This window comes from Leptolyngbya sp. 7M (genome assembly GCF_018128485.1).
On record NZ_CP070897.1, the window covers coordinates 520,083 to 532,865 of the forward strand.

General features: G+C 50.1%; 12 protein-coding genes. 11 read left to right on the forward strand and 1 reads right to left on the reverse strand.

Annotation, left to right across the window (positions count from 1 at the left end; all coding sequences use genetic code 11):
* The first annotated feature begins 43 nt into the window (after positions 1-43).
* A complete protein-coding gene (locus JVX88_RS02540) occupies positions 44-979 on the forward strand; it encodes a lysophospholipid acyltransferase family protein (protein ID WP_211625453.1) in 936 nt (311 codons plus the stop codon).
* A 41-nt stretch (positions 980-1,020) separates the two neighbouring features.
* Positions 1,021-1,812, forward strand: a complete 792-nt coding sequence (locus JVX88_RS02545) for a cyclase family protein (protein ID WP_211625455.1) — start codon at positions 1,021-1,023, stop codon at positions 1,810-1,812.
* 9 nt (positions 1,813-1,821) lie between these two features.
* Here the strand turns inward: JVX88_RS02545 and pta are convergent, their stop codons facing one another.
* Entirely contained in the window at positions 1,822-2,826 is a 1,005-nt protein-coding gene (pta, locus tag JVX88_RS02550) for a phosphate acetyltransferase (RefSeq protein WP_211625457.1), read from the reverse strand.
* 234 nt (positions 2,827-3,060) lie between these two features.
* Here pta and JVX88_RS02555 point away from each other — a divergent pair, with 234 nt between their 5' ends.
* From JVX88_RS02555 to JVX88_RS02595, 9 genes are all read left to right on the forward strand, one after another.
* The gene (locus JVX88_RS02555) at positions 3,061-3,525 is read left to right on the forward strand and encodes a YkvA family protein (RefSeq protein WP_225931329.1); all 465 of its coding nucleotides are present in this window, start codon (positions 3,061-3,063) and stop codon (positions 3,523-3,525) included.
* A gap of 140 nt (positions 3,526-3,665) precedes the next feature.
* On the forward strand, positions 3,666-6,065 hold the full coding sequence (locus JVX88_RS02560) for an ATP-dependent Clp protease ATP-binding subunit (RefSeq protein WP_211625459.1): 2,400 nt from the start codon (positions 3,666-3,668) through the stop codon (positions 6,063-6,065).
* Positions 6,066-6,364: 299 nt separating this feature from the next.
* On the forward strand, positions 6,365-9,505 hold the full coding sequence (gene bamA / locus JVX88_RS02565) for an outer membrane protein assembly factor BamA (protein WP_211625461.1): 3,141 nt from the start codon (positions 6,365-6,367) through the stop codon (positions 9,503-9,505).
* 23 nt (positions 9,506-9,528) lie between these two features.
* Complete coding sequence (locus tag JVX88_RS02570) at positions 9,529-10,110, forward strand: OmpH family outer membrane protein (RefSeq protein WP_211625463.1); 582 nt, start codon at positions 9,529-9,531, stop codon at positions 10,108-10,110.
* Positions 10,111-10,262: 152 nt separating this feature from the next.
* Entirely contained in the window at positions 10,263-10,874 is a 612-nt protein-coding gene (locus JVX88_RS02575) for an OmpH family outer membrane protein (protein ID WP_211625465.1), read from the forward strand.
* Between the two features lie 84 nt (positions 10,875-10,958).
* Positions 10,959-11,405 (forward strand): 3-hydroxyacyl-ACP dehydratase FabZ, encoded by a 447-nt coding sequence (gene fabZ, locus JVX88_RS02580; RefSeq protein WP_211625467.1) that lies wholly within the window; start codon positions 10,959-10,961, stop codon positions 11,403-11,405.
* A gap of 11 nt (positions 11,406-11,416) precedes the next feature.
* Positions 11,417-11,719 carry a hypothetical protein gene (locus tag JVX88_RS02585; protein ID WP_211625469.1) on the forward strand — a complete coding sequence of 101 codons (303 nt, stop codon included), beginning with the start codon at positions 11,417-11,419 and terminating at the stop codon, positions 11,717-11,719.
* Positions 11,703-12,479 carry an acyl-ACP--UDP-N-acetylglucosamine O-acyltransferase gene (gene lpxA, locus JVX88_RS02590; RefSeq protein WP_211625471.1) on the forward strand — a complete coding sequence of 259 codons (777 nt, stop codon included), beginning with the start codon at positions 11,703-11,705 and terminating at the stop codon, positions 12,477-12,479. The genes JVX88_RS02585 and lpxA overlap by 17 nt, the downstream gene beginning before the upstream one ends.
* 70 nt (positions 12,480-12,549) lie before the next feature.
* Entirely contained in the window at positions 12,550-12,777 is a 228-nt protein-coding gene (locus JVX88_RS02595; RefSeq protein WP_211625473.1) for a hypothetical protein, read from the forward strand.
* Positions 12,778-12,783: the final 6 nt, after the last annotated feature.

The window sequence follows — 12,783 nt, forward strand, 5'->3', positions numbered from 1 at the left end:
GTTGATTTGTCTGTCGTCGACATTAGGTTTTTAATAATGCAGGATGGCGGAGAAGCGAAAAAATCCCTTGGTCGGCTTGATCGAGTTTGTGATCGCTTGGGCCATTTTCAGAACTCTTGGACTGTTGCCGCGTAGTTTAGCGAGGATGGTCTCCGGAACTATCGCCGCTATCGTTTATCGCTTGCTTGGGCGATTGCGGCGCACGGGAAGAAGGAATCTGGAACTCGCCTTCCCTGAGCTCGCTGCAGATGAGCGTGAAGCCTTGCTTCGCGAATCCTTTCAAAACCTCGGGCGCGTGCTTGCAGAAACAAGTAAGTTTCCAAGACATACCAAAAAAAGCATTCAAGATATTATAGATATCGATTCGGCAAATGCATTTCAAAAGCTGTGTAACGATGCACGCGATAAAGGAAAGAGCGTCCTGGTCGTAACCGGACATCTGGGGAACTGGGAACTTTTCGCCTTTGCCTTTGGCGCGTTGTTCGAGCCGATAAGTTTCTTGGCACGGCCCTTGGATAATCAGCGATTGGAGAGCTTCACTTACGAGATCCGATCAAAGTTCGGAAACCGTCCGCTAAGCAAGACTAACTCGATATACAGCGCCATCCGTATCTTGCGAAAAGGCGGCGTCATTGGCGTTCTCGCGGATGTTAATGCACATCCAAAAGAAGGTGTTTTCGTTCCTTTCTTTGGAATCCCGGCATGCACAACTGTGGGTGTAGCCGCGATCGCCATCAGGGCCAATGCCGTTATAGTACCCGGATTCTGTGCTTGGGACGATCACAGGCAGAGATACATCACCGTTTTCGAACCAGCGATCGAACCACCTCAAACCGGAGATATGGAAGCAGATATCTTATCGACCACCGCAGCTTATACTGAAGCTCTTGAACGTCTGATCCGACAATATCCGGGACAGTGGCTATGGATCCATCGCCGTTGGAAAACTCGCCCGCCGGGCGATGTTCCACTATACTGACCGAACCGTTAAGCAGATCAATTAAGTAACAGGCGGTATTTATGAAAGGGATCATTTTCTTGCTGTTTTTTGTTGTTTTGTTCTCTTCATGCAACCAGCCCGGAGCCGGATTTCCAGAGGGAGAATGGATCGACCTCAGCCACGATTTCTCAGAGGATACGCTTTATTGGGTTACTGCCGAACCGTTCAAACGGACCACCGTTTTCGAAGGCCAGAATCCTGCGGGATTCTATTATTCGGCCTACAATTTTTCAGCTGCCGAACACGGAGGCACGCACCTTGATGCCCCGATCCATTTTGCCGAAGGGAAAAAGACCGTTGATCAAATAGAGTTGGACCGGCTGATCGGTCCGGGTGTAAAGATCGACGTTTCGGAAATGGTTGCTTCAAACCGCGATCACCAGATCACGATAGATGATATCGCCACATGGGAAACGACGAACGGCCGAATACCTGAGGGAGCGATCATACTCTTTCAAACCGGGTTTGGTTCTAAATGGCCAAACGCCAAGGAATATCTCGGAACGGCTCAGAAGGGGCAAGATGCGGTAAAAGACCTTCATTTTCCGGGGCTTTGTCCGGATGCGGCGAGGTGGCTGGTTGAGAATCGAAAATTCAAAGCTGTCGGCATCGACACGGCCAGTATTGACTACGGCCAGTCAACAAAATTCGGATCGCACGTCGCATTGATGGAGCAAAACATTCCGGCATTTGAGAACGTCGCGAATCTGGACAAGCTTCCGGCAAAGGGATTTCATATCATCGCCCTCCCTATGAAGATAAAGGGCGGATCAGGCGCCCCGCTCAGGATCATTGCTCATTTTTCTCGCTGAAGATGAATCTCAACGGGACTTTCGTGCCTGTGCCTGGACGGCCGTTATCGCAACCGCATCAACGATATCCTCAGACTTGCAGCCGCGGGAAAGATCATTACAAGGCCTATCAAGTCCTTGAAGGATCGGACCAATGGCAGTTCCGCCGGTCAATCGTTCTGTAAGTTTATAAGCGATGTTGCCGGCGTTAAGGTCTGGAAAGATCAGAACATTAGCTCGGCCTGCAACGGGCGAACCCGGAGCCTTAGAGTTTGCGACTGCCGGAACCAATGCGGCATCCGCCTGAAGCTCCCCGTCTATTTGCAGATCCGGCATCCTGGCACGAACCGTCTTTGTGGCTTCGATAACCTTATCGATCGACTTGTGACTCGCGCTTCCTTTTGTTGAAAACGAAAGCATAGCAACACGTGGTTCGACCTGAAGGAGCGTGCGACATGAATCGGCTGATGCAATAGCGATCTCCGCAAGTTCGCCGACGTCGGGATCGATAACAACGCCACAATCCGCGTAGATCATCGCCCCTTTTGCCCCAAAGTTCTTATCTGGAACCACCATTAGGAAGAATGATGAAACGGTCTTGAATCCAGAACGAACTCCTATGCATCTTAGCGCGGCTGCGACCGTGTGAGCAGTTGTATTTGTTGCTCCGGCAACTGAACCGTCGGCTTTACCGTCGCGAACCATCAGATTCGCGTAATAAAGCGGATCCTTTACCGTTTGTTCGGCTTCTTCAAGCGTAATACCCTTGGCACGCCGTAGGTCGTAATAAAGCGTGGCATATTTGCCGAACTCTTGTGCTTTTCGATGATCAATGATCGAAACACCGTTAAGATTCGCACCGCTATCTGCAGCAAGCGATCGTATCTTTTCTTCACTGCCGAGCAGCGTGATCTCAGCTAAATTATCGCGCACACACATTTGCGCAGCTTGCAGCGTTCGCGGATCATCGCCTTCAGGTAGGATGATATGTTGTCGATCAGCGGCGGCTTGTTTACGGATCTGTTCAAGGATCATATATATGTGGAGTGGTAAGCGGCATCGTAATTGAAAAATGTAAATCAAATTGCAGCTAGTTTGCCGGTCGCCTCTCGCTTCATGCAAGAATTTAACATACAACCGGCGTGGTCAAAACTTGCACCAAGCAAGCGTTGCTTCTAGACTTAGGACATTCGAGAAGTGATCTATTGAGTAATGAATAAAAGAACGACCAAGAACAGATCATCTGAAAGGCGTTTGGCCCGAGGGAGAATGACCAACTTTCTGATGTTCTTGCCGAATATGGTTCGCCTGCTCGGCAGACTGCTGAAAGACTCCCGAGTGCCAAAAGCGGAAAAGGCTCTTTTTGTGGCGGCGATCATCTATGTGATCTCACCGATCGATCTGATCCCCGATATGCTCCCATTCATAGGCCAGGTGGACGATATCTATATGGTTGCTCTCTCGCTATTGAGGCTTATAAACAGAACCGATGAGCGTGTTGTCCGGGAACACTGGCCGGGCGGCGGTGATATCGTGGCTCTTGCTGATTCTATTGCCGGGATCGCTCCAATTCTTCTTCCAAAGCGTGTTGCCCGAGTAATAACTTCTCGTGTTGAAATGGCTCCTGCTGCAAAGGTCTTGAAAAACATCGGAAGATCGAATGAACCGATCATGGTCGAGGTACAAGAGCCGGAAAAGATCTCGGTTGATGCAAGTTCGAGGATGACAAATTAGAAGCAAGATTTATTTGGATTTTCCGATTGTTTGCAACTATATAGTGCGTAGCTCGTAACTAATTCATATATTGAACGGCGGTATTTTGCCGGCTATGCGCTCCGGGCTCCCCTTTTTCCGGCAAGCGAAGCTCTATATTTATGTTTGAACGCTATTCGGAACGTTCCAGACGTGTGATCTTTTTTGCAAGGTATGAAGCCCTGCAATACGGTTCCCCGTACATCGCTCCTGAACATCTTCTGCTTGGTCTCCTTCGCGAGGACAAGACTCTCGGAGCCCGGTTTTTCCCTTATAAGCCGACCGTTACCGTAGAATCCGTACGGCGCGAGATCGAAGAACGGATAGTCGTTCGTGAAAGGATACCGCAATCTGCCGAGTTGCATCTTTCGCCGGAAACAAAACGCATTCTTTTCTATGCAAACGAAGAAAGCCGCCAGTTAAAGACTAAGAATGTCGGGCCGGAGCACCTGCTAGCGGGAATTCTCCGTGAAGAGCGCTCGATCGCAGCAGAGATACTTTTCCAGTACGGTCTGCGCGTGCAGGATGTCCGAAGCGAGATCGGACGACAGAGCGGGCTTCCGCATATAGTTGATGAACTGCCTAACAACGAAGCCTCCAAAATGCCCAATCTTGATGAGTTCACCCGTGATCTGACCGACAGCGCTAGAAAAGGCAGGCTCGATCCGCTTGTCGGTCGCGAACGCGAGATCGAACGGCTTGTTGAGATACTCTGTCGCCGGACAAAGAATAATCCGGTACTCATAGGTGAGTCCGGTGTAGGTAAAACTGCAATTGTTGAAGGCTTGGCTCAAAGGATAATTGATCGGCAGGTCCCAAGCTATCTTGAGGATAAACGGATCGTTGCTTTGGATATCTCTTCGGTTGTCGCAGGAACGAAATATCGCGGCCAGTTTGAGGAACGTTTGAAAAAAATCCTAGGCGAGCTTCGTGAGAATCCGAACAACATAGTTTTCATTGATGAGATACATACGTTGGTCGGCGCGGGTTCTGCCGAGGGAACGCTCGATGCCGCAAATATCCTGAAACCGGCGCTCTCTCGAGGTGAGATGCAGTGTATCGGGGCCACTACACCGGGAGAATATCGAAGGTCTATTGAGAAGGATCGCGCTCTTGAACGAAGGTTTCAGGCAATAAAAGTTGAGCCCCCATCGGAAGAAGAAGCAATACAGATCATCGGAGGCGTCGTTGACAGGTACGAGGCGTTTCACCGCATCCGATACACTCGAGAAGCTATTGAAGCGGCAGTATATCAGTCGAATCGTTACATTACGGATAGATTTCTTCCTGACAAGGCTATAGATGTTCTTGATGAAGCAGGTGCTCGAGCAAAACTTCGACATCAGCAGGAAAGCCCAGAGGAGCCTTCATGGAAAGAAACTGTTGAGAATTGGAAACGTGCAACGGCTTCAGAAGATCAATTGATCTCGTTTGAGCTTCGCAGCATTGAAGATTCTCTTTCGACAATCGAAGTAACAAAAGACGATATCGATGAGGTGATCGTTCGCTGGACAGGAGTGCCAGTCAGCACCGTCAGGCAAGACGAGGCCGCAAAACTCATTGCCATCGAAAACGAATTACATAAGCGAGTCGTCTCGCAGCGGCCTGCCATCTCTGCTCTTGCCCGAGCGATTCGCCGTTCGCGTGCGGGTCTGAAAAATCCGAATCGTCCGGTGGGTTCGTTCCTTTTCCTTGGGCCTACCGGGGTAGGTAAGACCGAGGTTGCCAGAAGCCTTGCGGAGTATCTATTCGGATCGGAAAGATCACTCATCCGATTCGATATGAGTGAGTTCATGGAGAAACATTCGGCTGCGAAGTTCATCGGATCGCCGCCGGGCTACGTTGGCCACGAAGAAGGTGGTCAGTTGACCGAAAGGCTCCGCCGATATCCTTATTCCGTTGTCCTATTTGACGAGGTCGAAAAGGCACATCCTGATGTCTTTAATATGCTTCTGCAGGTTTTCGAGGATGGCATCTTGACGGACGCTCTTGGCACCGCCGTTGACTGCAAGCACGCGATCTTCATAATGACTTCGAATTTGGGGGCTCGCAGCATCCAAAAGCGAAACGATCTCGGCTTTCAGCCTCTTGATGGCCGCACACGCGAAAGTCTTGAGAATCGTGTAATGGCGCAGGTGAAAGAGGTTTTTGCTCCAGAATTCATCAACCGTCTCGACGAGATCATAGTATTCGACGAATTGAGTGAACAAGACCTGGCAGAGATAGTGGATCTGCAGATCGAGCGGCTCAACGTGGTCCTTGAGCGAAAGCGATTGCGACTTTCCATTACTGCTGAGGCTCGTGCATGGCTTATCGAAAAGGCCTGTGCGGACAAAGCTTATGGAGCAAGGCCGCTGAAACGGGCACTTCAGCGACACGTAGAGGATCAGCTTTCGGAAGCGCTGATTCAAGGTGTTATCAGTGAGGACAGCGACGTGGAGGTGTTTGTCAAAGAAGATCAACTCAGGGTTCGCGAGACATTCGGCTCTGTTTTTGGTCCTTTGGCCGCATCGCGAAGTTAAGGGTTTTAAATGTTCCGGGCAGGTCGGACCGTGTTTATAGAAACCGAGGGCGTGAGTTGGCCCCACTGACCCTCTAACTGACTCCTGCCTTTCTGTTTTTGCCGATTTCCCTGTATAATTCGTAGGTTTGCCGGACGTGTTTTCAGCAAGGCAACGCGCTTTTTGCAGCGCGAATCAAAGCTTGCGTATTTTTTCGGCATTTAAGGCGGCTCTGACATTGAAATATTTGGTGTCCGAGCTCGGCTATTGGAGCGGCTCTCCGGCTCCCGAATCGCATTTATAAGGGATATAGTTTTTGTATGCAGACATTGAGAGCGTTCGGATGTGTCGCACTGGCTCTTGCAATATTGGCTTTTCCGGCCATTGCGGCCGCCGATGGCGACCCTGAAGACCCAGTTGCTGAAAAGGCCGCTGGTGATCATCCCGCAAGTGATGCTTCAAAGAAAGAAGCTAGGTCAGAAGTTGCGCGTCAGCAGATAGTCGAATCTGTCGATATTCAGGGAAATCGTCGGCTACGCGATGACGACCTGATCTATTACATTAAGACGCGTCCGGGTGATGTTTATGACCCCGCTGCACTTGAACGAGACCTACGCGAGCTTTTGTCGTTGAACTTCTTTGACAAGACCGCCACCCGTGTTCTTGTAACAGATGGCGTCCGCGGCGGCGTGAATGTGATATTCGAGGTGCGCGAATGGCCGATAATCCGTGACCTGCAGTTCAAGGGTGCAAAGGCAGTGCCGGAATCGGATATCCTTAAGGCATTCAGAGAGCAGCGTGCAGGAATTTCAAAAGAAGAGATCTACGATCCAGTCAAGGCGAGGAATGCCACGCGGATCCTTCGCGAGCTTCACGCTTCAAAGGGCTACCCCAATGCGACGGTCAATATCGAAGAAGAAGAGGTTTCCGCGACGTCTATTGCACTCACTTTCAACGTTGAACAGGGTAACCGCTCCCGCATCGTAAAGATCGAATTCGAAGGTAACGAGAAATTCAAGGACAGTGAGCTCCGCGGGGCTCTCCAGCTTGTAAAAGAGACCAACCTGATCTCCAGATTCAAAGGCCAGGATATTCTCGATCTACGCAAGCTTGAATACGACTTGCAGCGCAATGTTCGGTCGTATATGTGGTCCAAAGGACATTTTCAGGCTAGGATAGGTGAACCTGAAGTGGTTGGACTGGGGGTAAAGCGAACCAGCATTATTCCGCTGATCACGCTTCCGATACCCCTTGTATCATCAGTTGACGACACACTGAAGATCGTTATCCCAGTCCAGGAAGGAAAGGTATTCAGGGTTGGGGAACTTAAGGTCGAGGGGAACTCTATCTTCTCTGAGCAGCTTATTTTGGCCTATGTGGGCCTGCGTCCCGGTGAGATAGCGGACGGCAAGCGGCTTCAGGAGGCCGTATATGAGAACCTGAAAAAGGAATATGGTTCGCAAGGCTTCTTACAGTACAACGCAGAGTTTGATCCCGTTTTTCGCGACAATCCGGATAATCCTAATGAAGGAATAGTCGATATAACCATCACTATAGAAGAAGGCAAGCAGTTCACGCTTCGTCGGCTTGAATTTACAGGGAACACATTTACCCGCGATCGGGTCATGCGGCGTGAGTTTTTGTTGAACGAAGGTGATATCTACAACCAGCGGGCACTTGAGATCTCGATAGTCCGTTTGAACCAGACTCAGTATTTCGACCCTATCGATAAAGATCAGGACGTCGAGACAAGAACTGATGAAGAGCAGGGCGATGTTGATCTTGTCGTGAAGGTGCGAGAAAAGGGACGCCAGCAGATATCTTTCAACGGCGGGCTTTCCGGCATCGGCGGTTCATTCTTTGGTCTTGAGTATTCGACCAATAACCTGGCCGGACGGGGGGAGATACTTTCATTCTCGCTTGGAGCCGGCAACCGTCAGCAGAGTCTTCAGATCACCTATCAGGAACCCTATTTCCGTGATCGGCCTATCTCCGTCGGTGTTTCACTATTCGCCTCGCGATACAAATTTTTTGGTGAAGGAACATTCCTTACCCAGAATACGGACCTTCTCAACCAGTTGTTCGATCCGTTCGCTCAGGTGTTGACTGACGAAAGCAACCTTTTTACCCAAAGCACCTACGGTGCTACCGTTTTTGCGACGGCCCCGCTTTCGGAGCTTTTGTTCAAGAAGCGACGTTTTACTCAGTTCTCTCGCATCGGATTGACGTATCAGTTCTCGGCCACAACCATCGAGGATCCTCCGGTGAATGAATCAGCCGATCCGGCCGCACGGATCCCCATCATCTATGCACAGCCGAATATTTTGACCAGCCGAATTACCGGAACCTTTGTGTATGATACGCGACAGCCGGCGGCGAACGGGATCGATACGCTCCGCGGAACGCAGATCGCAGCATCCATAGGTTTTGCCGGGCTTGGTGGCGATGTCCGGACCTATCAGCCAAACATCTCTTATACGCAGTTCATCCCGATGCGAAAGAAGCGTTCGAAGAACCCCGAAGTATTCGCATTCAGGATACAGGCAGGGACCATCGGAACTTGGGCCGTTACGGATAAGATCCGAAATGCCAATTCTATTTCGTTCGTAAATGGAATACCTATATACGAACGCTATTTCCTTGGAAGTGAGAATGATATTCGCGGCTACACCTCACGTGCCATCGGGCCGATCGCACCGTTTGATACCTACGTTACAACGCGTAATGTTGTGCTTGCCACGAACTCGTTTGGAACTCCCAATACGAATCATGGCATTGTCAACCCACTGATCGCGGAGGAGATCCGGCAACTCGGTTTGTTGACCGGTCCTGACGGACCTAATCCGGCACTATTTACCCGCAACTTCCGTTTCATCGGCGGCGACACTCAGCTGCTCGGGAATTTCGAATACCGCATCCCGTTATTCGGCCCGGCCACGCTGGCTGCATTTGCCGATGTGGGTACTGTGTTCAACCTGAGGAAATCGGGAACACAAAGGATCAATAGTGAGTTCCTCGATGACGAGCGATTTCTCGGTGCAGGTCGCGTAACGGCTCTGGCTCTGATCAACACGCCAGTTCTTGAAAGTAGCTTCGGAAGCCTTCTGTATTTCAGAAATCGGCTAATGACCAAGACCGACTTTTTGAACCAGTTCTGCCGCGGTAACCGTTTCGGATGCCCAACGACACTCTCTCCTGAGGTTCAGCAACTATATCTACGTGGCGAGGCGCAGCAGAATTCGCTGCTTAGAGTTGATGATAGCTCGTTCGCAAAGATCGGAGATTTCAAGGCAAGCGTCGGTATGGAGCTTCGCGTACAGGTGCCTGTCGTTAATGTGCCGTTCAGGCTCATCTATTATTACAACCCCAATGGGAAATTCGGTTTTACCGAACAGCTTCCGGGTATATTCCTTCCCGGCAAGCGCAATGGTCTTAGGTTCACGGTCGGTAGAACATTCTGATCGGCTTGGGCGAACTATTTGTTATGAAAATTACATTGCTCACAACGTTCTTTTTACTTTTGCCGATGATGGCCTTCGGACAGACGCCGCCTCCCGCAGCCGGGCCTCCGGCAGGTACGGGCAAGATAGGGATCGTTAACCCGATCCTATTTACTGAAGGTGACGGTCCTGGTATCACCCGCCTTAAGTCAGCGATCAAGACACTTAATGACGAACTGAAGCCGTTAGTGGACAAGATCCAGGCCGACCAGACAAAATATCGAGCCGTTGTTGCTGAGGTAGAGCGTTTGAGAAGCGCTCAGAACGTAAACCAGGTTCAGCTTCAAGCGAAGGTCAACGAGGGCCAGGACCTGGAGGTCGCATTGAAGCGGGCTGAAGAGGACTATAAGGCGCGGTATGAAAAGCGCTATCCCGAGCTTGTTGGGCCAATTTTTGATGACATCTTTTTGGCAATGAATGCCTACGCGAAGCAAAAGGGCTTCGCGATCATTCTGAATGGCCCGAAACTTGAACAGGATGATATCCTGATGGGTTATGACGATCGTTACGACATAACTGCTGATTTTATTACGTTTTATAACGCTAGACCTACTCCGCGCCCATAGGAGCAAAACTAATAAAATTGACTTATGGACGGCGATGAAATACTATTCTCGCTTGCTATTTTTCGGCAACGGGCAACAATTCTGCCGGAAAATGTCTCAAATATACTGAGATCAAGATTAAATTTGCCCAGATCATTAGGAGTTTTTTTAAGATGAAAAGATCGTTAGTTCTTGCTGTCGGCCTCCTGTTTGCAGCGTTTCTTGTTTCGGAAGCGGCAGCACAGGGAGCGGCGCAGCCCGTTACTCTCCGTGTAGGTATCATTAACACTGCCGAGTTCGATTCGAAAGAGGGTATTACACGGTATCTCAACGCGATGAATTCGCTTGAAGCTGAATTTAAGCCGGTCGAAACTGAGATACAGCAGCTGATAAATAAATATCAGGCTCTTGGTGCGGAGATCAAAAAATTACAGGACCAAGCAGCCGCAGGCGGCCCAGTTCCGATCGACCAAAAATCAGCTCAGGCAAAGGTTGAGGAATACACAACGCTGGAGACCACTATCAAGCGAAAGCAGGAAGACGGTAAGGCACGCTTTGAGCGTCGCCAGCAACAAGTACTAGGGCCGATAATGCAGGATATTGGCAAGGCAATCCAGGATTTCGCGACCCAAAAGGGCTATGACATCATACTTGATTTGGCGAAGCTAGATGCAGGAGCGATGATCCTTGCTTATAACCCTTCAAAGGCGGACATTACCAAGGAATTCATCACCTACTTCAACTCGCGACCCGCGACGGCCGCAACCGCCGCAACGCCTCGCTAGTTTTACGGAGAGTTTTCTTGTAGTATTCAGCCGGTCGGGGACGTTTTCCTCGTCCGGCTGTTTTACTGATTCAGGTCAACGTAAATGGTAATCTACGATATTCAGGAGATAATCCGTATTCTGCCGCATCGCTACCCCTTTCTCCTTGTGGACAAGATAGTGGAGATCGAGCCGCGGGCTCGCATTGTCGGAATAAAACAGGTAACGGCAAATGAGTATTTCTTTCAGGGACATTTTCCAGGCTCAATGGTCATGCCCGGTGTGCTTCAGATCGAGGCCTTAGCTCAGGTCGGCGCGATCCTTGCTCTACGCGAATTTCAGGGCCGGGAGGATAAGATCCCGTATTTTGGTGGGATCGACAGTGCTCGGTTTCGACGGCCAGTAGTTCCCGGCGACACTCTTCGGCTGGAAGTTACCGCTCTCAGGACCGGCTCCAAGGTTCATCGTATGCGCGGTCTAGCATCTGTTGACGGTCAAATCTCGGCCGAAGCGGAGATAATCTCAGTTTTCGGAGACCGGCCAAAGGAATAGATCTTACAAAGATGGAAGCGATCCGATTAACAACACAGGAAGCCATTATTTACGTTACGCTGCTGAATGCTGCGGTTGGCTTCTTTCTTGGACTGATCCCATTGGGATTTGGGATCTTCAAGGGGAAGCCTCGGCTTGGGATTCTAGGCATTGCGGCATCAACCATCGGCGGTGCATTGCTCGGTGTATTTCTTTCTATCCCCGCTATGGCCATCTGCACTTGGCTTATTGTGAGGGACTCTCACGTCCAGAGAGACGATATTCCCGATCCCGCAAATATAGACGCAAATTCTGAGAATGACCACGATCGATAAGACGGCCATCGTTCATCCGAACGCTAAAATTGGAGATGATTGCTTTATCGGCCCATTTTGCACCGTTGGCGCGAACGTGGTAATCGCAGATAAAGTTCGGCTGGATTCACACGTCGTAATTGATGGCGAAACCTCCATCGGTAATGAGACGCACATCTTTCCGTTCGTTTCAATTGGCCTTGCACCGCAGGATCTTAAATATACCGGTGAACCGACGCGTGTAACGATCGGGCAGCGGAACCAGATCCGTGAATTTGTGACCATACACCGCGGCACGGAGGGCGGCGGCGGGATCACGACTATCGGTGATGACAATCTCTTGATGGCGCAGGCTCATGTTGCTCACGATTGCTCCATTGGGAACGGCGTGATCATGGCAAATGCAGCAACGCTTGCCGGACACGTTGAGATCGCCGATCGGGCTAACATCGGCGCTTATTCTGGCGTGCACCAATTCTGTCGCATCGGGCTTGAAGCATTTGTGGGCGGCTATTCCGTTGTCGTAAAAGACGCAATGCCTTTCGCTATCATTCAGGGAAACCATGCAAAATGCTATGGCTTGAATCGCGTCGGCATGAAACGAAGAGGTTACTCAAAGGATGCGATCGAAAAGCTTGGTCACGCGTTTCATTTGCTCCTTTCCTCAAAGCTGAATACCACACAAGCTGTGGAACGCATTCGCAAAGAGATAACAGCTTCTGCTGAGGTTGATACTCTTTTAGATTTCATAGAAACCTCAAAACGCGGTGTCGTAAAATGATCCGACGCGGTGTCGTATATCTGGCGGAGCGGTTTGCGAATACCGCTATGGTAAAATCCTGTATTCAATAATGGAAAATAATGAACAGAACTCTTTGCTAAGCGAATTCGGCAAACGCGTTCAGCGATGCTATGGATGTTTTATCGCGTTCCACTTAAAGGATATGTATCTGGGTGAGGATGCGACCTTTTATTGTGGAAATTGCAAAGACGAATCGATGTTCCATTTTGATGATTTTGCCGGTTCGATCGATACCTCAAAACTCCGTGAAGCCGAAGACGACGACCATCATCATTGATCCAGA